The organism is Pseudomonas sp. XWY-1 (assembly GCF_002953115.1).
GTDB classification, from domain to species: domain Bacteria; phylum Pseudomonadota; class Gammaproteobacteria; order Pseudomonadales; family Pseudomonadaceae; genus Aquipseudomonas; species Aquipseudomonas alloputida.
Window position 1 is genome coordinate 463,073 of the sequence record NZ_CP026332.1, and the last position, 21,928, is coordinate 485,000.

The following is a 21,928-nucleotide window of genomic DNA, read 5'->3' on the forward strand; positions in this document are numbered from 1 at the left end:
CATGCTGAGCCCATACATGTCGCCCGTGGAGCGGGTCTGGTTCTACAGCCTGCGTATTCTCTGCGGCTTGATCCTGCTGTTTCTGATCTTGCCAGTGCTGGTGATCGTGCCGCTGTCGTTCAACAGTGGCAGCTTCCTGGTGTACCCGCTGCAGGGCTTCTCGCTGCAGTGGTATCAGGACTTCTTCGGCTCGGCCGAATGGATGCGGGCATTGAAAAACAGCATCATCGTTGCCCCGGCGGCCACAGTGCTGGCCATGGTGTTCGGCACCTTGGCGGCCATCGGCCTGACCCGTGGCGATTTCCCCGGCAAGTCGCTGGTGATGGCGCTGGTGATTTCGCCCATGGTGGTGCCGGTAGTGATCATCGGGGTGGCCAGTTACCTGTTCTTCGCCCCTCTGGGCATGGGCAACAGTTTCACCTCGCTGATTCTGGTGCATGCGGTATTGGGGGTGCCGTTCGTCATCATTACCGTGTCGGCGACGCTACAGGGGTTCAACTACAATCTGGTGCGTGCGGCGGCCAGCCTGGGAGCCTCGCCTTTGCTGGCTTTCCGCCGGGTGACCCTGCCGCTGATCGCGCCCGGTGTCATCTCGGGCGCCCTGTTTGCCTTTGCCACCTCGTTTGACGAGGTGGTGGTGACGCTGTTCCTCGCCGGGCCGGAGCAGGCAACCCTGCCGCGGCAGATGTTCAGCGGTATTCGCGAGAACCTGAGCCCGACCATTGCCGCGGCGGCGACCTTGTTGATTGCGTTCTCGGTGGTGTTGCTGCTGACCCTGGAATGGTTGCGTGGGCGTAGTGAGAAGCTGAGGACCCAGCAGCCGGCCTGATGAGGGGTTGCCTGTGTCGGCCTCTTCGCGGCTAAAGCTGCGAAGAGGCCGGCACAGGTTGCGCTGGTCGACAGCAATTGATACCAATCAGCCTTCATCGCTTTCCCTGAGTTACAATGCGCGCCACCGTGACTCTGCCAACAGGTGCGCCATGCAGCCCTACGCTATTGCCCCCTCCATTCTCTCTGCCGATTTTGCCCGCCTGGGTGAGGACGTCGACAAGGTATTGGCTGCGGGTGCAGACATCGTCCACTTCGATGTCATGGACAATCACTATGTCCCCAACCTGACCATCGGTCCGATGGTCTGTACCGCTCTGCGCAAGTACGGCGTTACTGCGCCGATCGACGTGCACCTGATGGTCAGCCCGGTTGACCGCATCATTGGCGACTTTATCGAAGCGGGTGCCACCTATATCACCTTCCACCCTGAAGCCACGCAGCACATCGATCGTTCGCTTCAGCTGATCAAGGATGGTGGCTGCAAGGCCGGCCTGGTGTTCAACCCGGCCACCAGCCTGGACGCCCTGAAGTATGTGATGGACAAGATCGACATGGTGCTGCTGATGAGCGTCAACCCAGGCTTCGGCGGGCAGAAGTTCATCCCCGGCACCCTCGACAAGCTGCGCGAAGCGCGTGCGCTGATCGACGCCAGTGGCCGTGATATCCGTCTGGAGATCGATGGTGGCGTGAACGTCAACAACATCCGCGAGATCGCTGCCGCTGGCGCCGACACCTTCGTGGCCGGCTCGGCGATCTTCAACGCCCCGGACTATCAGGAAGTGATCGCCAAGATGCGCGCCGAACTGGCCCTGGCCCGCCCATGAGTGGCTTCGAGCAGCTGTTCCCGGGAACGCTGCCAAGGCTGGTGATGTTCGATCTGGACGGTACCCTGATCGATTCCGTGCCTGACCTGGCCGCCGCTGTGGACCGCATGCTGCTCGAACTGGGGCGCCCGCCCGCTGGCCTTGAGGCAGTGCGCCACTGGGTTGGCAATGGCGCCCAGGTGCTGGTGCGCCGCGCGTTGGCGGGCGGCATCGACCATGCCGACGTGGACGATGCGCTGGCAGAACAGGCGCTGGCGCTGTTCATGGACGCTTATGCCGAAAGCCATGAACTTACCGTGGTCTACCCCGGTGTGCGCGACACCCTGCGCTGGCTGCGCAAGCAGGGCGTGGAGATGGCGCTGATTACCAACAAGCCTGAGCGCTTTGTTGGCCCACTGTTGGACCAGATGAAGATCGGTAATTTCTTCCGCTGGATCATTGGTGGCGACACCCTGCCGCAGAAAAAGCCCGACCCGGCGGCGTTGCTGTTCGTCATGCAGATGGCCGGTGTCACCCCGCAGCAGTCCCTGTTTGTCGGTGATTCGCGCAGTGACGTGCAGGCGGCCAAGGCGGCTGGCGTGCAATGCGTGGGCCTGACCTACGGCTATAACCATGGCCGGCCGATCGACGACGAATCCCCCAGCCTGGTAATCGACGACCTGCGCGCATTGCTGCCCGGTTGCGCAGACCCGGCCACTGGGATAACGTTGGCGGACCTTCAAGCCTCACAAGACAGAGAGTCCACCGTGGCGGTTACTGGCAAATTCTGGATGAAAGTCATCAAGGCCTTGGCCCGTTGGCGTTGGCGCGCCTGACTTCAGCCTGCCGGCGTGTGCCGGCCCGTCCGTTTGCCTGACCTATTGCTGCTTGCCACGAGACCACTCATGAACCGCGAAGAATTCCTGCGCCTGGCCGCTGCCGGCTACAACCGTATTCCCTTGGCCTGTGAAACCTTGGCCGACTTCGACACGCCGCTGTCGATCTACCTGAAACTGGCTGACCAGCCCAACTCGTACCTGCTCGAATCGGTGCAGGGCGGGGAGAAGTGGGGCCGTTACTCGATGATCGGCTTGCCATCGCGCACCGTGATGCGTGTGCATGGCTACCGTGTCAGCATCCTGCACGATGGCGTCGAGGTGGAAAGCTGCGAGGTCGAAGACCCGCTGGCATTCGTTGAAACCTTCAAGGACCGCTACAAAGTTGCCGATATCCCCGGCCTGCCGCGTTTCAATGGCGGCCTGGTCGGCTACTTTGGCTACGACTGCGTGCGTTATGTTGAAAAGCGCCTGGGGGCCAGCCCCAACCCAGACCCGCTGGGCGTACCGGATATCCTGCTGATGGTGTCCGACGCGGTGGTGGTGTTCGACAACCTTGCGGGCAAGATGCACGCCATCGTGTTGGTCGACCCAGCTGAAGATCAGGCCTTCGAACAGGGCCAGGCACGCCTGCAAGGCTTGCTGGAAACCTTGCGCCAGCCAATCACCCCGCGCCGCGGCCTGGACCTGAGCGGGCCGCAGGCGGCCGAGCCGGCGTTCCGCTCCAGCTACACCCGCGAGGATTACGAAAACGCCGTCGGTCGTATCAAGGAATATATCCTGGCCGGGGACTGTATGCAGGTGGTGCCGTCGCAGCGCATGTCGATCGACTTCAAGGCTGCGCCTATTGACCTGTATCGCGCGCTACGCTGCTTCAACCCGACGCCGTACATGTACTTCTTCAACTTCGGTGACTTCCATGTGGTCGGCAGCTCGCCCGAAGTGCTGGTACGTGTCGAGGACAACCTGGTCACCGTACGCCCGATTGCCGGTACCCGCCCGCGTGGTGCGACCGAAGAGGCCGATCGTGCGCTGGAGGACGACCTGCTGTCGGACGACAAGGAAATTGCCGAGCACCTGATGCTGATCGATCTGGGTCGCAACGATGTCGGTCGTGTATCTTCGACCGGCAGTGTGCGCCTGACCGAGAAGATGGTGATCGAGCGTTACTCCAACGTGATGCACATTGTTTCCAACGTTACCGGCCAGCTGCGTGAAGGCCTGACGGCGATGGATGCACTGCGGGCGATTCTGCCGGCTGGCACCTTGTCGGGTGCGCCCAAGATCCGTGCGATGGAGATCATCGACGAACTGGAACCGGTCAAGCGTGGGGTTTACGGCGGTGCCGTCGGCTATTTTGCCTGGAACGGCAACATGGATACCGCAATTGCCATTCGTACCGCAGTGATCAAGGACGGCGAGCTGCATGTGCAGGCCGGTGGCGGCATCGTTGCCGACTCGGTGCCGGCGCTGGAATGGGAAGAAACCATCAACAAGCGCCGGGCGATGTTCCGTGCGGTGGCGTTGGCCGAGCAGACTTCCGCCAGATAAATTGATTGGGGCTGCTGCGCAGCTCATTCGCGGGTAAACCACGCTCCTACAAGGTTGTGTAGGAGCGGGTTTACCCGCGAAAGGGCCGGGCCTGCTGGCCAATTTCTACCTACCGTTCACCGTTGCCGCCGTCACCGTATTCGCGGGTAAACCCGCTCCTACATGGATTGCGCAAGCCTCAGGCATACGGGGCCGTCGTAGGAGCGGGTTCACCCGCGAATGGGCCGGGCCTGCTGGCCAATTTCTACCTACCGTTCACCGTTGCCGCCGCTATCGTATTCGCGGGTAAACCCGCTCCTACAAGGGTTGCGCAAGCCTCAGGCATACGAGGCCGTCGTAGGAGCGGGTTCACCCGCGAATGGGCCGGGCCTGCTGGCCAATTTCTACCTGCCGTTCACCGTTGTTGCCGCCACCGTATTCGCGGGTAAACCCGCTCCTACGAGGGTTGCGCAAGCCTCAGGCATACGAGGCCGTCGTAGGAGCGGGTTCACCCGCGAATGGGCCGCAAAGCGGCCCCCAGCAATTCAGAAGTCCACGCTAACCCCCACGCTAATGCCCTGCTGCGTCAACTCATCACTCTTGCGCCAGTTGTAGTTCCCGCGCAAATGCACCCCTGCCACCAGTTCATGGCTCACACCCAGGCTCGCCCGGGTCAGGTCGCTGTGCGGCGTATACCCGGTCAGGGTGAAGTCATTCGCCGGCAAGCTGGTCAGGTGCATCGTCACATCCTGCTCGTCGTCCTCGAACTCATGCTCCTGCGCCACCTCGGCGAAAAGCCGGGTACTTGGCAGTACCTGCACACTGCCCAGCAGCCCCACGCCCAGGCGGCGTGACGTGCGCTCCTGGTCATCGAAGGCAAGCGCCGTCGAGCGCCCGCTTTTCTCGTCGTAGCCATCCACCTTCACCCGCGCATAGTCGGCACTGATGAAAGGTGCCAACTGCCAGTTGCTGGTGTCGGCCGCCAGGTTGTAGCCCAGCCGCCCGGACATTGCCCAAGCCTCGCCGTCGGTGTCGCCCTTCTCACTGCGGTCATTCACGCCCAGGGCGAAGGTACGCTTGAGGTCGCTGTAGTCCAGGTGCCCGGCGGTCAGCGCCGCGTCGGCCCACCAGCGGTCCTGGCGGTATTGGGCAAAGGCACTGGCCATATAGCTGTTCAGCTTGTAGTCCGAGTCCTGTTCACCAGCTTCCAGCTTCTGCCGGTACGCACCGCCGGCCAGGCCCAGGCGCCAGGCGTCGTTCAGGCGATAGCTGCCGCCCACGGTCAGGTTGTAGCCGCGGCCGTCACCGCTGGCCGCGCTGTGCTGGCCGTCGAAGTCCAGGTCCTGAGCGCCGCTGGCGACAAAGGCTTGCCATTGGCCAACTGCTTGCCAAGGCGTCTGCCACTGATTACGCAACTCATCCTGGTGAGCCCGCAGGCTGGCGTGGGCCATTTCCGGTAGCAGGGTCAGTTCCCAGGGGGCCGCGAGAATCGAGTAGGCGTAATCGGCAATCAGCTGCTGACCCGCGATGGTCGGGTGGACCGAGTCGTTGAACAGCAGTTTGGTCGGGTCTGGCGTTGTGCCGTTGATCCCGTACACCGGGTTTTCCACGCAGCTATCGCCGCTGTAGCAGGTGCCGACCAGGTTCTGGTCGCTGGCCAGGCCGAACTGACTGGGGCTGGCCAGCGCCTCGCTCAACAGCACAGGGATGTTCAGTGGAATGATCTGGGCATCGATCTGCCCTAGCTGGCTGATCAGTGACTGGTTGAACGCAGCGGAGAGCAGTGACAGTGGGTTTTGCTGTGGCGTGCCGCTGAAATTGGGCGTTTGGCCGAGGTCAGGTAGCAGCCAGACCATGATGTAGCGCGCGCCTCCTTGCTGAAGCGCTTGGGCGCTGGCAGCCAGGCGGGCGCCGGCGGCTACGGCGTCGGCCGGGCTATTCACCAGGCCCTGAAGGAAGTCGTTGCCGCCGCCTGTCAGGTAGTACAAGGCATTGGGGTCGGCGCGCAGGCCGTTGGCCAGGTAGCCGGGGCGCTCGCGCAGCACCTGCCCGGCATTGGGGTTTCCTGGTGGGATGACGGTCTCGGACGTTGTCGTGATCGAGTCCAGGATCTGCTGGGTGGTGTACCCGCCGACTGCCCAGTTATTACCATCGGGCTGGATGCCTACGGATGTCGACGGGTTAAGGTCGCCTGGCGCAACGCCCAGGCGGCCACCGAGGATCATCGGCGACACCGGGGCGAAGTTGCCGTCGGCGTCACGGTTGGTGAAACGCGCGCCTGGGGTACCGCCAACAAGATCGGGAAACTGCCCGGCATCGGCGAGGCTGTCGCCAAACACGATCAGGGTTGAATAGGGCGAAGGGCCGGCCAACGCCTGGCTGCAGGCCAGGGCCAGTGAAGCGAGGGTAAAGCGCAATAACGGGGCTTTTCGCATCGGGGAACATCCTTTTCTTTGTTTTTATCAGGACAAGCCCATCGACCTTAGCAAATCGTCGTGCTTCGCTCCCAAGTCCATTCGTTTCCCCGTGTTTACAGGCATATTGCGCCCGTCGCCCCGGTAGGCTACTGTGCCGGGACGTATGAGCGAGACCTATCCTGTGTTGATCGTCAGCAAACTCTTGATGCGCGTAATCAAGGCCCACGCCCGTTGGCGTTGGCGCGCCTGACTTTATCTCCTGCCGGCCCGCCCGGCCCGTCCCCGTTTGCCTTCTCGTTTACCGCCCGTTGTGGCAAAGCCGCGCCTGTGGCTGGTGCCGGAAGGTTCGAATCATGAAGTCAGTAGATTCAAGAGGTTTAACACCATGTTACTGATGATCGACAATTATGACTCATTCACTTACAACGTCGTTCAGTACCTTGGCGAGCTGGGTGCCGAGGTCAAGGTCATTCGCAATGACGAAATGACCATCGCCCAGATTGAGGCCCTCAACCCTGAGCGCATCGTCGTATCTCCGGGCCCGTGCACCCCAAGCGAGGCAGGCGTGTCCATCGAGGCCATCCTGCATTTCGCCGGGAAGTTGCCAATCCTCGGCGTATGCCTGGGCCACCAGTCAATCGGGCAGGCCTTTGGCGGCGACGTTGTACGTGCACGCCAGGTCATGCACGGCAAGACCAGCCCGGTATATCACCGCGACCTGGGCGTGTTCGCCAGCCTTAACAACCCGCTGACCGTGACCCGTTACCACTCGCTGGTGGTAAAGCGTGAAACCTTGCCCGACTGCCTGGAAGTTACCGCCTGGACCTCCCATGCTGACGGTTCGGTCGATGAGATTATGGGCCTGCGCCACAAGACGCTGAATATCGAAGGGGTGCAATTCCACCCTGAGTCGATCCTGACCGAGCAGGGCCACGAACTGTTCGCCAACTTCCTCAAACAGACCGGCGGCCGCCGTTAAGGATCGAACATGGATATCAAGAGTGCGTTGAGCCGTATCGTCGGCCAGTTGGACCTGACTACCGAAGAAATGCGCGAGGTCATGCGCCAGATCATGACCGGTCAGTGCAGCGAGGCGCAGATAGGCGCTTTCCTGATGGGCATGCGTATGAAAAGCGAAAGCATCGACGAGATCGTCGGTGCGGTGTCGGTGATGCGCGAGCTGGCCGAAAAGGTCGAGCTGCAAAGCCTCGATGGTGTCGTCGATATTGTCGGTACCGGGGGTGATGGCGCCAACATCTTCAACGTGTCCACCGCTTCGTCCTTCGTCCTGGCGGCGGCGGGCTGCCCGGTGGCCAAGCATGGTAACCGCGCAGTCTCGGGCAAGAGCGGCAGTGCCGACCTGCTGGAAGCTGCCGGCATCTACCTGAACCTGACGCCAACTCAAGTGGCACGCTGCATCGACAGCCTGGGCATTGGCTTCATGTTCGCGCAAAGTCACCACTCGGCCATGAAACATGCCGCTGGCCCACGTCGAGAACTGGGGTTGCGCACCCTGTTCAATATGCTCGGCCCGCTTACGAATCCGGCCGGAGTGAAGCACCAGGTGGTCGGTGTGTTCGCGCAAACCCTTTGCCGCCCGCTGGCTGAGGTGCTGCAACGCCTGGGGAGCAAGCATGTGCTGGTCGTGCACTCGAAGGATGGTCTGGACGAGTTCAGCCTGGCTGCACCCACCTTCGTCGCCGAACTGAAAAATGACGAAATCACTGAATATTGGGTAGAGCCGGAAGACCTCGGCATGAAGAGCCAGAGCCTTCATGGCCTGGCTGTCGAGAGCCCGCAGGCTTCGCTGGAGTTGATCCGCGATGCGCTGGGCCGGCGCAAGACCGAGAACGGTCAGAAGGCCGCCGAGATGATCGTGCTTAATGCTGGCGCGGCACTGTACGCAGCCGACCATGCCATGAGCCTGAAAGCCGGTGTAGAACTGGCCCATGATGTACTGCACACCGGCCTGGCCTGGGAAAAGCTGCAGGAATTGGGTGCCTTTACTGCAGTATTCAAGGTGGAGAACGAAGCATGAGTGTGCCGACGGTGCTGGAAAGGATCATTGCCCGCAAGTTTCAGGAAGTGGCCGAGCGCAGTGCGCGCGTCAGCCTCGCCGAGCTGGAGGGCCTGGCCAAGGCCGCTGACGCCCCGCGAGGCTTCGCCAACGCGCTGATCGAGCAGGCCAAGCGCAAGCAGCCCGCGGTGATTGCCGAAATCAAGAAGGCTTCGCCAAGCAAGGGCGTGATCCGCGAGCACTTCGTGCCAGCGGAAATCGCGGTCAGCTACGAGAAGGGCGGGGCCACCTGCCTGTCGGTGTTGACCGATGTCGATTATTTCCAGGGTGCCGATGAGTACTTGCAGCAGGCCCGCGCGGCTGTTTCGCTGCCGGTGATCCGCAAGGACTTCATGGTCGACCCTTACCAGATCGTCGAAGCCCGGGCCCTGGGGGCAGATTGCGTACTGCTGATCGTGTCGGCGCTGGATGACGTGAAGATGGCTGAACTGGCCGCCACTGCCAAGGACGTCGGCCTCGACGTGCTGGTAGAAGTGCACGATGGCGATGAACTGGAGCGCGCGCTGAAAACCCTGGATACACCGCTGGTGGGGGTGAACAACCGCAACCTGCACACCTTCGAGGTCAGCCTGGAAACCACCCTTGACCTGCTGCCGCGCATTCCGCGTGACCGTCTGGCGATTACCGAAAGCGGTATTCTCAACCGGGCCGATGTGGAGCTGATGGCAATCAACGAGGTTTACTCGTTCCTGGTGGGAGAGGCGTTCATGCGCGCCGAGCAGCCTGGCCTGGAATTACAGCGGCTGTTCTTCCCCGAGCAGGTGAAGAAGACTGTTCAGCAACTGGACTGATCAAATGAAGCCGGCGTTTTTGCCGGCTTTTTTGTACCTGTAATGGCCGTGTCGCGGGCAAGCCCGCCCCCACACAGGTATGCGCCCTGTTGTAGGAGCGGGTTTACCCGCAAAGAGGCCCTTGAAATCAACATCATAGGTGGATCAATGACCGATCAACCCCTGGCCCTGAGCGTCGAACAAGGCCTGCACGCCGAGCAGGAACTGCTGGCCGCCGTCTGCCGCGGCGAACGCGAGAATGGTGTGCTGTTCTGGCGCCCCACCGACCACGCGCTGGTCATGCCTCGACGCATGAGCCGGCTGGGCAACTTCGAGGTCGCCTGCGCGGAATTGGCTATTGCTGGCTGGCCGGTGCTGCTGCGAGAAACCGGCGGTGAGCCGGTGCCTCAGTCGCATTCGACGGTGAACGTTGCACTGGTCTACGCCGCACCGCGCAGTGAAGGCGACCACGGCCGTATCGAAAATGCCTACGAGCGCCTGTGTCTGCCGCTGTGTGATGTGCTGCGCGAGTGGGGCGGGGTAGCGTCAGTCGGGGAAATCGACGGGGCCTTCTGCGATGGCCGCTACAACGTCAACCTCAATGGCCGCAAATTGGTGGGTACCGCCCAGCGCTGGCGTCAGGGCCTGGGTGGCAAGCGCCCTGTGGTGCTGGTGCACGGTGCGCTGCTGCTGGACAACGAGCGTGAGTCGATGGTGGCGGCGGTCAACCGCTTCAACGAGTGCTGTGAGCTGGAGCAACGCTGTCGCGCCGATGCGCACATCGCCTTGCACGAAGTGGCGCCGGCAGCACCTTGGTTCGAGCGCCTTTCGCAGGCCTACGCCAAGGTACTGGCCGAGTTGCCCAAGGACTAGCGGGTACCGTGGACCACCATGGTCTTGCCTTTGACCTGCACCAGGCTGCGTTCCTCGAGGTCCTTGAGAACGCGGCCGACCATTTCCCGAGAGCAACCGACGATTCGGCCGATTTCCTGACGGGTAATCTTGATTTGCATGCCATCGGGGTGGGTCATGGCGTCGGGCTGCTTGCACAGTTCCAGCAGGCAACGGGCAACTCGCCCGGTCACGTCGAAAAATGCCAAATCGCCAACCTTGCGCGTAGTGTTGCGCAGGCGCTGGGCCATCTGGCTACCCAGGGCATAGAGGATTTCCGGGTCCTGGCGCGCCAGCTCGCGAAACTTCTCGTAGCTGATTTCGGCCACTTCGCATTCGGTCTTGGCGCGTACCCAGGCGCTGCGCTGCTGCTCGCCATCAACGGGCTCGAACAGGCCTAGCTCGCCAAAGAAATCGCCATGGTTGAGGTAGGCGATGATCATTTCATGGCCGTCGTCGTCCTCGATGAGGATGGTGACCGAACCCTTGATGATGAACGACAGTGTCTCGGCCCGGTCGCCGGCGCAGATGATATTGCTTTTGGCGGTGTAGCGGCGGCGCTGGCAGTGTACCAGCAGCTTGTCGATGTTCTTTATCTTGGCGGGTAGGGCGGAGGCAACCATCACGAAATCCTGTTCGATATGACGCATAGGCTTTTTTAGAGGTTGGCTGACGGAGAGCGCCAGTCATTTGGCGCCAGCTTATCAGACACTACGAGATGTTTCGGTACTAAACCGACACATCTCGTGCTTTTCCCACAGCCGCACAAGGTCTAAGCTGACACCCTTTTCCGAAAATCAGGAGTCCGGGTAGATGAAGGCACGTATCCAGTGGGCCGGTGAGGCAATGTTCCTCGGCGAATCGGGGAGCGGCCATGTCGTCGTAATGGACGGCCCGCCCGAGGCCGGCGGCCGCAACCTGGGCGTGCGACCGATGGAAATGCTGTTGCTGGGCCTGGGTGGCTGCAGCAGCTTTGACGTGGTGAGCATTCTGAAGAAGTCGCGCCAGGCAGTGGAAAGCTGCGAGGCATTTCTGGAGGCGGAGCGCGCCAGCGAAGACCCGAAGGTGTTCACCAAGATTCACATGAACTTTGTGGTGAAGGGGCGTGGGCTGAAAGAAGCGCAGGTCAAGCGGGCGGTGGAGCTGTCGGCGGAAAAGTATTGCTCGGCTTCGATCATGCTCGAGCGTGCCGGGGTTGAGATTACCCATGGGTATGAAATCGTAGAGCTGGGTTAAGGCTGAGATTCCGGGGCCGCTTTGCAGCCCTTGTGGAAGCGGGTGAACCCGCTCCCACCCGCGGCCCGGGCGAGTTTCAGTTGCGCAGGGCCGGAAGGGCCATCCGCAACCATTGCGGAAGACTGCTTCTCAGCGCCTGGCTCAACCGCTCCCGGCGCTTCTGGTAAACCAGCCCAAGCCAGATAACCCCCAGCCCGATCATGGTCAGCACCACCGGGAACAGCAGCGACTGGGCAAACACCTCGTACGACAGATATCCCAGATAAGCCGCCACCCCCAGCGCACCAAACACCATGAACACCGGCCGACGCAGCAGCACCGCCATGCCCATCAGCGCAATGTTGATCAGGCAGTACATGGCCTTGCCCAACTCACTGCCGCTGTCCAGTAGCGTCAACCCGCCCCAGAACGCTGCCAGCCCGGCGAGGTAACCCCAACGTGCGTAGTCCTCACGTGTGCGACCGTCTATCACGAGGAAAACCACCAGCAAGCCCAGCCCAAACCACAGGGAGACGTGGCGACGCTGCTCCCAACTGAACGGTGAGCCGAAGAACCACTCGCTAAGGTCCATCGACATGAACCACAAGGCCACGGCCATTGGCATGACGACGAACGGGTAGGGGATCAGTCGCAGCATTAGCAGCCCGGCAAGCACCGTGGCTGCTTCCATCGCCAGCCAGCCGCCTTGCACGTAGGTGTAGTACTGGTGGTAGTCAGCCTGCGCATCGTCCAGTGGCCACCAGCCGAGCATGCGTTCGATAGCGAATACCGCCAGCGGCACGATGCTGACGGCTACTGCTGCCAGCACGCCAGCAGCGACGGGCTGGGCGCGGCGTTGCAGATTGAGGGCGAACAAGGTGATCAGCAGGATATAGAGGCTGGCGATGATCAACAGCGCGCCGTCACCGAGGCTCATCCAGGCCTCGGTGAGCAACCAGCCCATTGCCGCCATGATCAGCATGGCGCCAAAGTAGAAGGCAACATGGGCCAGCTGAAAGCTGCCACGTGGTGCGGGTTGCTGGCGCAGGAATGCCAACAGGCTTTGGTCCTGGCCTGGTTGGAGAATGCCTGCTTGCACGGCGCGCGCCAGGTCCTTGGCGTCGAATCGATCCGTCATGGTGATGCCTTCAGATGCGGTATGTGCTCTTGGTCATGACCTTGGCCAGCAAGCTCATGCCAAAGCGGACGGGGGCCGGGAAGCGATAACCACCGGCTTCCAGCGCAGACTCGGCGTGCTGCTCTTCGTCTATGCGCATCTGCTCGAGAATGGCCCGGGATTTTTCATCTTCGTGCGGGAGTTGCTCCAGGTGCTCGTCGAGGTGCTTGCACACCTGATGTTCGGTAGCGGCGACGAAGCCCAGGCTGACCTTGTCGCTGACCAGCCCGGCCAGTGCGCCAATGCCGAACGACATGCCGTAGAACAGAGGGTTGAGCACGCTCGGGTGGCTGTTCAGCTGGCGAATGCGCTGCTCGCACCAGGCCAGGTGGTCGATTTCTTCCTCAGCGGCATGCTCCATGGCCTTGCGCACTTCGGGCAGCTTGGCGGTCAGGGCCTGGCCTTGGTACAACGCCTGGGCGCAGACTTCACCGGTATGGTTGATGCGCATCAGCCCGGCAATATGGCGGGCCTGTTGCTCGTCCAGGTCAACGTCTGGCTGGACGATGGCCGGCGATGGCCGGGCAGGTTGGCCGCTGAAAGGCAGCAAGGTGCGCATGGCGGTATCGGCCTGCAGCAACAAGCGGTCGAGCGGCGAGTAGTGACGTTCGGTAGCCATCGGGCACCTCCGCAAGAATGTGCCCGACAGTTTACCGCAATAGCGGCGGGGTCGCTTGCCGTGGGTCAGCCCGGTGGCCAGTTCATCTGGCGCTGGCCAAGCACGTGCATATGGATGTGGTAGACAGTCTGGCCGCCTTTGGGGTTGCAGTTCATGACCACGCGGAAACCTTCCTCGCAGCCTTGTTCGACAGCCAGGCGCTGGGCGGTGAACAGGATGTGGCCAGCCAGGGCCTTGTCTTCTTCGGTCAGGTCATTGAGGGTGCGAATGTGCTTTTTCGGGATGACCAGAAAATGTACCGGTGCCGCGGGTGCAATGTCCTTGAAGGCCAGGATCTGGTCGTCTTCATAGATGATATCTGCCGGGATTTCCCGGTTGATGATTTTGAGGAATAGATCGTCCACAGCACTTGCTCCATGGTGAGGGTCGGGCCGAGTGTACTCAGCCGGGCGCCGCTCGCCCAGTGGCTATTCCATGCCTAAGGGGCAATAGCGGCGGTGGATGGCCCCGGCCAGCTTGCGCACCAGCCAGCGCGGCAACAGCCGCGGTGCGAACGCCAGCCAGCGGTTGCGCCGGCCAGGCATGATCAGTGCGCGGTTCTTGTCCAGTGCCCGCACGGTGTACAGCGCCACTTCCTCGGGGCTGAGACAGCGCGGCTTGCCATCGAGCCGCGCAATGCGCCGGCGTGCGGAACGTACCGGGCCAGGGCACAGTACAGAGACCTTGATGCCGGTGCGCTTGAGTTCTTCGCGCAGGGCCTGTGAAAAGCTCAGCACATAGGCCTTGCTGGCGGCATAGGCGGCCATCCATGGGCCAGGCGCCACCCCGGCCAGGCCGGCGACGTTGAGAATCTGCCCGCCACCCTGCACAGCCATCAGGTTACCGATGGCGTGACACAGGCGGCTCAGGGCCAGCACGTTGACTTCCAGCAGATCCTGTTCGTCGGCCCATTCATGGGCCAGGAACGGCCCATAGGTGCGCAAGCCCGCGCAGTTGACCAGCAAATCGATACGCCGCTCACCTTCTTCCAGCTCGAGCACGAAGCCTGAAAGGCGCAACGGCTGACTGAGGTCGCAGGCGCGGAACAGCACCTCGACACCGAAACGCTGGGTCAGCTCGATGGCGACAGGCTCCAGCGTTTCTCGTTGGCGTGCCACCAGGATCAGATTGCGCCCGCGCCGTGCCAGCGCTTCCGCCAAGGCCAGGCCCAGGCCGCTGGAAGCACCAGTGATCATGGCGTAACGGGTCATGCAAGGCTCCTGGGGGCGGAAGAGGGCGCCTAGTGTACAACTTGCCCGTGCAAGGTGTTGCCTTTTGCTACAAGGCGCGGGCGCGCAAAACCTGGCAGCGTTCCAGGGCTTGTCGGTACTCGCCATGCAGGCGCTCGATCAATGCGCTGGCGCTGGGCAGGTCATGGATGTCTCCGACACCCTGGCCCGCTGACCATACGGTCTTCCAGGCCTTGGCTTCGTCATCGATCGGTTTGAGCTTGCCTTGCACCTGCCCCCCCTTGAGGGTGTTCATGTCGTAGCCGGCCTGCTCCAGGCTCTGGCGCAGGAAGCTGGCGGGGATGCCGGACACCACGGGTGTGTGGATGATGTCGGCGGCATGGGCGTTCAGCAGCATCTGTTTGTAGGCGCCCTGAGCCTGGCTTTCTGTGGTGGCGATGAAGCGCGTGCCCATGTACGCCAGGTCCGCCCCCAGCAGTTGTGCGGCCAGGATTTCGTGGCCGTGGTTAATGCAACCAGCCAGCAGCAGGGTCTTGTCGAAGAACTGGCGAATTTCTGCGGCCAGGGCGAATGGGCTCCAGGTGCCGGCATGGCCGCCCGCGCCTGCGGCGACGGCGATAAGGCCATCGACACCGGCTTCGGCGGCCTTTTCGGCATGCCGGCGGGTGGTGACATCGTGGAGCACCAGGCCGCCGTAGCCGTGTACGGCATCGACCACTTCCTTTACCGCCCCCAGGCTGGTGATAACGATTGGTACACGGTGTTCGACGCACAAGGCCAAGTCGGCCTGCAGGCGCGGGTTGGTCGGGTGGACGATCAGGTTGACGGCGTAGGGCGCTGGCGCCTGCAGTTGAGCCAGGCCAGCCTCGATCTCTTCCAGCCAGGCCTTGAAGCCAGCGCTGTCGCGTTGGTTCAGGGCCGGGAAACTGCCAACCACGCCGCTGGCGCAGCAGGCCAGCACCAGTTGGGGGTTGGAGATGAGGAACATCGGCGCGGCAACCACGGGCAGCCGCAGGCGTTGTTCGAGCGAGGCAGGTAGCGACATGGCAAGGCTCCTTGAGCGGGTGGCTATGTCAGAACGGTTTCACCACCACCAGAATGACGATAGCCAGCAGGATCAGCACGGGCACTTCGTTGAACCAGCGATAGTAAACGTGGCTGCGGGTGTTGGTGCCGTTGGCGAAGCGTTTGCGCTGGGCACCGCACACGTGATGGTAGCCGGTCAGCAGGATGACCAGGGTGAGCTTGGCATGCAGCCACCCCTGGCTCAGCCAGCCGGGGGTGAGGTACAGCATCCAGGCGCCAAACACGTAGGTGGCGATCATCGCCGGGTTCATGATGCCGCGGTACAGCTTGCGCTCCATGGTCACGAAGCGTTCCTGGCTGATGCTGTCCTGGCTCTGGGCGTGGTAGACGAACAGCCTGGGCAGGTAGAACAGGCCGGCGAACCAGCAGACCACGCTGACGATATGCAGCGCTTTGATCCATAGGTAAAGCATGGAGGGAGTTCCTTCAGATAGTCACGGTCGTCAGATAGTAGTGGTCAGGCGCCCGAAGGGTCACCCGAAGAGTTGTTACAGGCGCCCTGCGCCCCTATTATCGTGCGCTTTCCAGACGGCTCGTTGATAAGGGGCAAGCGTTATGATCAAGGTCGGTATCGTCGGCGGCACGGGTTACACCGGCGTCGAACTGTTGCGTCTGCTGGCACAGCATCCACAGGCCGAAGTGGCGGTCATCACTTCGCGCTCCGAGGCGGGCGTGGCGGTGGCGGACATGTACCCGAACCTGCGCGGCCACTATGACGGGTTGGCGTTCAGCGTGCCGGACAGCAAGGCTCTGGCCGCCTGCGATGTGGTGTTCTTCGCCACGCCGCATGGTGTTGCCCACGCCCTGGCCGGTGAGCTGCTGGCGGCTGGCAACAAGGTGATCGACCTGTCGGCCGACTTCCGTCTGCAGGATGCCACTGAGTGGGGCAAGTGGTACGGTCAGCCCCATGGCGCGCCAGAGCTGCTCAAGGACGCAGTCTATGGCCTGCCCGAAGTCAACCGCGAGAAGATCCGCCAGGCACGCCTCATCGCTGTGCCGGGTTGCTACCCGACTGCAACCCAGCTGGGCTTCCTTCCGCTGCTGGAGGCGGGCCTGGCTGACCCGTCGCGCCTGATCGCCGACTGCAAGTCGGGTGTCAGCGGCGCTGGTCGTGGTGCGGCAGTGGGCTCGCTGTTCTGCGAGGCCGGCGAAAGCATGAAAGCCTACGCGGTAAAGGGCCATCGCCACTTGCCGGAGATCAGCCAGGGCCTGCGCCTGGCCGCGGGCAAGGACATCGGCCTGACTTTCGTGCCGCACCTGACGCCGATGATCCGTGGCATCCACGCCACCCTGTACGCGAACGTGGTCGATACCTCGGTCGACCTGCAGGCGCTGTTCGAGAAACGCTACGCCGATGAACCGTTCGTCGACGTGATGCCAGCAGGCAGCCATCCGGAAACCCGTAGCGTGCGTGGTGCCAACGTCTGCCGCATTGCCGTTCATCGTCCGCAGGGTGGTGACCTGGTGGTGGTGCTTTCGGTGATCGACAACCTGGTCAAGGGTGCCTCCGGCCAGGCGGTGCAGAACCTCAACATTCTGTTCGGTCTGGATGAGCGCATGGGCCTGTCCCATGCCGGTTTGCTGCCGTAAGGCCGCCAGCATTGGAAAAGGCCCGCGTCGTGCGGGCCTTTTTGCAGGTCGCGACTAAAGCCGCACAATTCTTGACCGATTTTCTCGGGAAAGCGGATAATGCGCGTCATCGAGTTTTATGGCGGCTACCGCGCCGGGAGAATCAACATGAGCGTCGAAACCTTCACCCCTACCGGTCTGGAGTTCACCCATGGGGCAGCCCAGAAGGTGAAAAACCTGGTCAATGAGGAAGGCAATGAACGTCTGAAACTGCGGGTGTTCGTGACCGGTGGTGGTTGCTCGGGCTTCCAGTATGGCTTCACCTTCGATGAAGACGTGGCCGAAGATGACACCATTGTCGAGCGCGAGGGCGTTTCCCTGGTGGTCGACCCGATGAGCTTCCAGTACCTGGCGGGTGCCGAAGTGGACTATCAGGAAGGCCTGGAAGGCTCGCGCTTCGTGATCAAGAACCCGAATGCCGCGACCACCTGCGGTTGCGGGTCGTCGTTTTCGATCTAAGGGTTGGGCATACGAAAACGCCGCGCAATTGCGCGGCGTTTTGCTTTCTGGCGTATCGGCTATGCCGGGTAGATTGCGCCCAGTACGCGCAGGCCCTTGGCGGCAGTGACGCTGGGGCGGTTGGCGGCGATGCCCTCCAGGCAGCAGTGAGCCAGCCAGGCGAAGGCCATGGCTTCGACCCAGTCCGGGTCTACGCCATAGGCGCCAGTGCTTGCGACACGGGCCGCAGGCAGCAGCTGACCAAGACGGGCCATCAGCGCGCCGTTGCGGGCGCCCCCACCACAGACCAACAGCGCCTCGGTGCCTTGCTGAGCTTTGCCAAGCGAATCGATGATGCTGCGTGCGGTCAGCTCCAGCAGTGTCGCCTGCACGTCCTGGGCCCGGTATGCCGGCAGGTTGGCCAGGTGGCGATCCAGCCAAGGCAGGTTGAACACCTCGCGGCCGGTACTCTTCGGGCCGCTGCCGGCAAAGAACGGGTCAGCCATCAGTGCGCTGAGCAACCCGGGCTGAACCACACCCGAGGCAGCCCAGGCGCCATCTGCATCGTAGGCGTGGCCGTGCTCGCGCTCGATCCAGGCATCCAGCAGCACGTTCCCCGGGCCGCAATCGAACCCATGAACCGGCTTGTCCTGCTCGATCAGGCTGAGGTTGCTGAAACCGCCTACGTTAAGGATTGCCAGGCGTCGGCCAAGCTGGCTGAACAGGGTTTCGTGGAAGGCCGGTACCAGTGGCGCGCCTTGGCCGCCGGCAGCCACATCGCGACGGCGGAAGTCGGCGACCACGCTGATGCCGGTCAGTTCGGCGAGCAGTGCGGGGTTACCGATCTGCACAGTAAAGCCGCGGGCCGGTTCATGGCGAATGGTCTGGCCGTGGCTGCCGATGGCGCGAACGGCTTCGGGCTTCAGTCCCTGGCGAGCCAGCAGTTGGCGGATACCTTCGCCGGCCAGGCTGGCCCAGCGGTTTTCCGCCAGTGCTGCACGGGCAATCTCGTCAGGGCCGCTGCTGCACAGGGCCAGCAGGTCCTGGCGCAGGTCCGGGGGCATGGGCAGGTAGTGGGTGGCGAGCAGTTCAAGCTGCTCGCCTTGTTCGACCAGGGCGATATCCAGGCCATCGAGGCTGGTGCCGGACATCACCCCCAGGTAGAGCGCCATGGCTTAGCGCTTGTTCGCTGCGAGCAGGGTGGCCTTTTCCTGATCCATGCGGGCAATCAGCGGCTGGCTCTGCTGCAGGAAGCGCTGACGCTCGTTCTTGGCAATCGGGTCAGCCATAGGCACCTTCTGGCTCAGCGGGTCGACGTGCACGCCGTTGACCTGGAACTCGTAGTGCAGGTGTGGGCCGGTGGACAGGCCGGTAGTGCCGATGTAGCCAATGATCTGGCCCTGCTTGACCGTACTGCCGGTCTTGATGCCTTTGGCAAAGCCCTGCATGTGGCCATACAGCGTCTTGTAGCGGTTGCCATGCTGAATGATCACCGTATTGCCGTAGCCACCACGGCGCCCGGCCAGTTCAATGCGACCGTCACCCGCTGCCTTGATTGGTGTACCGCGGGGGGCCGCGTAGTCGACGCCTTTGTGGGCGCGGATTTTGTTCAGGATGGGGTGCTTGCGACCGGCGGAAAAGCGCGAGCTGATGCGGGCGAAGTCGACGGGCGTACGGATGAAGGCCTTGCGCAGGCTGTTGCCGTCGGCGGTGTAGTAGGCGGTGTTGCCCTGCTTATTGGTATATCGCACGGCGGTGTAGGTCTTGCCGCGATTGGTGAAGCGGGCGGACAGGATATTGCCGGTGCCGACGACCTTGCCGTCCATCACTTTCTGCTCATAGACCACGTCGAATTCGTCACCCGGACGAATGTCCTGAGCGAAGTCGATGTCGTAACCCAGCACGCGGGCCAGGCTCATGGTCATGCTGTGGGACAGACCGGCGCGCTGGGCCGATGCCGACAGCGAGCTCTTGATCACGCCGTGGGCATAGGCGGTACGCACCACCGGCTTGCTGATTTCACGATTGAAGGTGTAGCCCTTGGCGGTCTTGGTCAGTTGAATGGTTTCGAGGTTGCTGACCTTGCTGTGCAGGCTGGCCAATTGGCCATCCTTGTCGAGTTCGAACTGCAGCACCTGGCCGTGCTTTAGCTGGCTGAACTGCTTGGCCTGCTTGTTACTTGCCAGCAGGTCATGCACTGCATTGGCTGGCAGGCCAACCTTGGCGAACAGGGTTGACAGTGTATCGCCACGGGCCACGGTAACTTCGCGGTGACCAGGCTCCTTGGCGGCCTCGGCAACCGGTTCAGCGGCCGGGGCCTGCTGATCGGCCTTCTGGGTTTCGGGGGTAGCCCCTTCGATCTGGGCGAAAGGCGAGCCTTGCTCACCTTCACTTTGCACCAGTGGCGCGGCGCGGGATTCGTCTTTCAGCTGCTCGGCAGGGCTTTCGAGCTCGAGGTTGAGGGTAGTTTTCTTGGCTTCCACTTCGCTGGAAGGAAATACCAGCAAAGCCAGGCTGAGCAGGGCGGCGATGCCGCTGGCGGCCAACAGATGGCTCTTCGGATAAAGCGGGGGCGCTTTAGGCGGTTCGTTGGTCATGGGCAAGGTGACTTTGAAAAAAGTGAAATGGAAAAGATGAATGACATGATGAAGATGAAATAACTGTATAAAATATAACCAAATCCATTTTCACGCAAGGGCGCGTAGACGCCGCAAGCCTGTGTTCGGGTCACATTCCTTTGCGAAACTTGTATTTGACGGCCGATCTTGTATGGTTGGCTCCCCCTGAATCTGAGCCTTGCGGGTTTGTCTATGAAGTCGGTTGAAGAGCAGCTGGCGCTTATCAAGCGCGGTGCGGAAGAAGTACTGGTCGAGTCGGAACTGGTGGAGAAGCTCAAGCGCGGCCAACCTCTGCGCATCAAGGCTGGCTTTGACCCGACCGCACCTGACCTGCACCTGGGTCACACGGTGCTGATCAACAAGCTGCGTCAGTTCCAGGAGCTGGGCCACCAGGTCATCTTCCTGATTGGTGACTTCACCGGCATGATTGGCGACCCGAGCGGCAAGAGCGCCACGCGCCCGCCGCTGACCCGCGAGCAGGTGCTGGAGAACGCCGAGACGTACAAGCAGCAGGTGTTCAAGATTCTTGATCCGGCCAAGACTGAAGTCGCGTTCAACTCCACGTGGATGGACAAGCTGACCCCTGCCGATTTCATTCGCCTGGCTTCGCAGTACACCGTCGCGCGCATGCTGGAGCGTGATGACTTCGACAAGCGTTACACCACCAACCAGCCGATTGCCATTCACGAGTTCCTCTATCCGCTGGTGCAGGGGTATGACTCGGTAGCGCTGAAGGCGGACGTTGAGCTGGGCGGTACCGACCAGAAGTTCAACCTGCTGATGGGGCGCGAACTGCAGCGGTCTTATGGCCAGGAAGCGCAGAACATCGTGACCATGCCACTGCTCGAAGGGCTCGACGGCGTGAAGAAGATGTCGAAGTCGCTGGGCAACTATGTCGGCATCCAGGAAGCGCCAGGGGTGATGTACAGCAAGCTTGTGTCTATCCCGGATACCCTGATGTGGCGTTACTTCGAGCTGCTGAGCTTCCGTTCGATGGAAGAAATCGAGCAGTTCCGGGCCGATGTTGCCAATGGCGCCAACCCACGTGACATCAAGATCAAGCTGGCGGAAGAAATTGTGGCGCGCTTCCATGGTGAGGAGGCTGCGGCCAATGCTCACCGTGCTGCCGGTAACCGTATGAAGGAAGGCGAGCTGCCGGAAGACTTGCCGGAGATCGAAGTGGCTGCGGCGGAAGACCTGCCAATTGCTGCGGTGCTGAACCGGGCTGGTCTGGTCAAGAACTCGGCACAGGCGCGAGACTTGCTGAATAGCGGCGCGGTGAAAGTTGATGGTGCAGTGGTCGACAAGGACTTCATGTTTGTCCTTGGTGCTACCCATGTGTGCCAGGCTGGCAAGAAGTCGTTTGGCCGGGTTACCCTCAAGGCTGAGTGATTGCCTGGATGGTGTAGCTATATAGATGCGGGGAGGCCGGTAGGCCTCCCCGCTTTGTTTTTGGGGGTTGGTGGTTGCTGTTGTAGGGGGAGGGGGCTGTTTTGAGAGGGTGTTGGCGGTGAGATGTGTCCGCCACAACCCTTGCAGTGCCTGTGAGATCGAGCGCCGCGCGCGTCCGGCTTGAGACATTCACCGCCTATGAGACCGAGCGCCGCCCGCGCGGCGCTTCGCGGGTAAACCCGCTCCTACGTTTGTTTCTGGCCAGTCTCTCCTGTGCCTGGCGCGCGCGACCGCCTTGTTGGTACGACGCGATATCGAGACAGGCACCAAGGCGTTCGCGCGCGAATCCCCCAGGCATAATTGGCCCGAA

At 62.0% G+C, this 21,928-nt stretch carries 22 protein-coding genes; 12 read left to right on the top strand and 10 right to left on the bottom strand.

Annotated elements, in window-relative coordinates:
• Nucleotide 1: 1 nt before the first annotated feature.
• From PRJ_RS02070 to trpE, 4 genes are all read left to right on the top strand, one after another.
• On the top strand, nucleotides 2-829 hold the full coding sequence (locus PRJ_RS02070) for an ABC transporter permease (protein ID WP_014589454.1): 828 nt from the start codon (nucleotides 2-4) through the stop codon (nucleotides 827-829).
• Nucleotides 830-980: 151 nt separating this feature from the next.
• Nucleotides 981-1,655 carry a ribulose-phosphate 3-epimerase gene (gene rpe, locus PRJ_RS02075; RefSeq protein ID WP_003255539.1) on the top strand — a complete coding sequence of 225 codons (675 nt, stop codon included), beginning with the start codon at nucleotides 981-983 and terminating at the stop codon, nucleotides 1,653-1,655.
• Nucleotides 1,652-2,470, top strand: a complete 819-nt coding sequence (locus PRJ_RS02080) for a phosphoglycolate phosphatase (RefSeq protein WP_014589455.1) — start codon at nucleotides 1,652-1,654, stop codon at nucleotides 2,468-2,470. The genes rpe and PRJ_RS02080 overlap by 4 nt, the downstream gene beginning before the upstream one ends.
• Nucleotides 2,471-2,539: 69 nt before the next feature.
• A complete protein-coding gene (trpE, locus tag PRJ_RS02085) occupies nucleotides 2,540-4,021 on the top strand; it encodes an anthranilate synthase component I (RefSeq protein WP_010951754.1) in 1,482 nt (493 codons plus the stop codon).
• Nucleotides 4,022-4,545: 524 nt separating this feature from the next.
• Here trpE and estP read toward each other — a convergent pair.
• Entirely contained in the window at nucleotides 4,546-6,435 is a 1,890-nt protein-coding gene (gene estP / locus PRJ_RS02095; protein ID WP_104960681.1) for an esterase EstP, read from the bottom strand.
• A 367-nt stretch (nucleotides 6,436-6,802) separates the two neighbouring features.
• On the opposite strand from estP, the gene PRJ_RS02100 reads away from it, so the two are divergent.
• From PRJ_RS02100 to PRJ_RS02115, 4 genes are all read left to right on the top strand, one after another.
• Nucleotides 6,803-7,396, top strand: a complete 594-nt coding sequence (locus PRJ_RS02100) for an aminodeoxychorismate/anthranilate synthase component II (RefSeq protein WP_003255531.1) — start codon at nucleotides 6,803-6,805, stop codon at nucleotides 7,394-7,396.
• A 9-nt stretch (nucleotides 7,397-7,405) separates the two neighbouring features.
• Entirely contained in the window at nucleotides 7,406-8,455 is a 1,050-nt protein-coding gene (trpD, locus tag PRJ_RS02105; RefSeq protein ID WP_010951756.1) for an anthranilate phosphoribosyltransferase, read from the top strand.
• Nucleotides 8,452-9,285, top strand: a complete 834-nt coding sequence (gene trpC / locus PRJ_RS02110; RefSeq protein ID WP_003255528.1) for an indole-3-glycerol phosphate synthase TrpC — start codon at nucleotides 8,452-8,454, stop codon at nucleotides 9,283-9,285. The genes trpD and trpC overlap by 4 nt, the downstream gene beginning before the upstream one ends.
• Nucleotides 9,286-9,432: 147 nt before the next feature.
• A complete protein-coding gene (locus tag PRJ_RS02115; RefSeq protein ID WP_003255526.1) occupies nucleotides 9,433-10,137 on the top strand; it encodes a lipoate--protein ligase family protein in 705 nt (234 codons plus the stop codon).
• Here the strand turns inward: PRJ_RS02115 and crp are convergent.
• Entirely contained in the window at nucleotides 10,134-10,778 is a 645-nt protein-coding gene (gene crp, locus PRJ_RS02120) for a cAMP-activated global transcriptional regulator CRP (protein ID WP_010951759.1), read from the bottom strand. The two genes, PRJ_RS02115 and crp, sit on opposite strands and share 4 nt — an antisense overlap.
• Before the next feature lie 190 nt (nucleotides 10,779-10,968).
• Between crp and PRJ_RS02125 the strand changes: the two genes are divergently transcribed.
• On the top strand, nucleotides 10,969-11,391 hold the full coding sequence (locus PRJ_RS02125; protein ID WP_004376171.1) for an OsmC family protein: 423 nt from the start codon (nucleotides 10,969-10,971) through the stop codon (nucleotides 11,389-11,391).
• Nucleotides 11,392-11,467: 76 nt separating this feature from the next.
• Here PRJ_RS02125 and PRJ_RS02130 read toward each other — a convergent pair whose 3' ends face one another.
• From PRJ_RS02130 to hemJ, 6 genes are all read right to left on the bottom strand, one after another.
• On the bottom strand, nucleotides 11,468-12,508 hold the full coding sequence (locus PRJ_RS02130; protein ID WP_104960682.1) for a DUF2157 domain-containing protein: 1,041 nt from the start codon (nucleotides 12,506-12,508) through the stop codon (nucleotides 11,468-11,470).
• 10 nt (nucleotides 12,509-12,518) lie between these two features.
• Nucleotides 12,519-13,166, bottom strand: a complete 648-nt coding sequence (gene coq7 / locus PRJ_RS02135; RefSeq protein ID WP_003255520.1) for a 2-polyprenyl-3-methyl-6-methoxy-1,4-benzoquinone monooxygenase — start codon at nucleotides 13,164-13,166, stop codon at nucleotides 12,519-12,521.
• A gap of 65 nt (nucleotides 13,167-13,231) precedes the next feature.
• The gene (locus PRJ_RS02140) at nucleotides 13,232-13,570 is read right to left on the bottom strand and encodes a histidine triad nucleotide-binding protein (protein WP_003255518.1); all 339 of its coding nucleotides are present in this window, start codon (nucleotides 13,568-13,570) and stop codon (nucleotides 13,232-13,234) included.
• Nucleotides 13,571-13,633: 63 nt separating this feature from the next.
• Nucleotides 13,634-14,416 (bottom strand): SDR family oxidoreductase, encoded by a 783-nt coding sequence (locus PRJ_RS02145; RefSeq protein WP_003255516.1) that lies wholly within the window; start codon nucleotides 14,414-14,416, stop codon nucleotides 13,634-13,636.
• A 67-nt stretch (nucleotides 14,417-14,483) separates the two neighbouring features.
• A complete protein-coding gene (locus PRJ_RS02150) occupies nucleotides 14,484-15,440 on the bottom strand; it encodes a nitronate monooxygenase family protein (RefSeq protein ID WP_104960683.1) in 957 nt (318 codons plus the stop codon).
• 28 nt (nucleotides 15,441-15,468) lie between these two features.
• Nucleotides 15,469-15,894: a protoporphyrinogen oxidase HemJ gene (hemJ, locus tag PRJ_RS02155; RefSeq protein ID WP_010951764.1), complete on the bottom strand. Its 426-nt coding sequence runs from the start codon at nucleotides 15,892-15,894 to the stop codon at nucleotides 15,469-15,471.
• Between the two features lie 142 nt (nucleotides 15,895-16,036).
• Here hemJ and argC point away from each other — a divergent pair, with 142 nt between their 5' ends.
• On the top strand, nucleotides 16,037-17,071 hold the full coding sequence (argC, locus tag PRJ_RS02160) for an N-acetyl-gamma-glutamyl-phosphate reductase (protein ID WP_104960684.1): 1,035 nt from the start codon (nucleotides 16,037-16,039) through the stop codon (nucleotides 17,069-17,071).
• A gap of 147 nt (nucleotides 17,072-17,218) precedes the next feature.
• Nucleotides 17,219-17,569, top strand: a complete 351-nt coding sequence (erpA, locus tag PRJ_RS02165) for an iron-sulfur cluster insertion protein ErpA (protein ID WP_003255511.1) — start codon at nucleotides 17,219-17,221, stop codon at nucleotides 17,567-17,569.
• 59 nt (nucleotides 17,570-17,628) lie between these two features.
• On the opposite strand, the gene PRJ_RS02170 is transcribed toward erpA, so the two are convergent.
• Together PRJ_RS02170 and PRJ_RS02175 are read right to left on the bottom strand one after the other, a co-directional pair.
• On the bottom strand, nucleotides 17,629-18,720 hold the full coding sequence (locus PRJ_RS02170; RefSeq protein WP_104960685.1) for an anhydro-N-acetylmuramic acid kinase: 1,092 nt from the start codon (nucleotides 18,718-18,720) through the stop codon (nucleotides 17,629-17,631).
• Between the two features lie 3 nt (nucleotides 18,721-18,723).
• Nucleotides 18,724-20,145, bottom strand: coding sequence for a peptidoglycan DD-metalloendopeptidase family protein (locus PRJ_RS02175; RefSeq protein ID WP_104960686.1), 1,422 nt, complete (start codon nucleotides 20,143-20,145; stop codon nucleotides 18,724-18,726).
• Nucleotides 20,146-20,358: 213 nt separating this feature from the next.
• On the opposite strand from PRJ_RS02175, the gene tyrS reads away from it, so the two are divergent.
• Nucleotides 20,359-21,558, top strand: coding sequence for a tyrosine--tRNA ligase (tyrS, locus tag PRJ_RS02185; RefSeq protein WP_104960687.1), 1,200 nt, complete (start codon nucleotides 20,359-20,361; stop codon nucleotides 21,556-21,558).
• Nucleotides 21,559-21,928 lie beyond the last annotated feature (370 nt).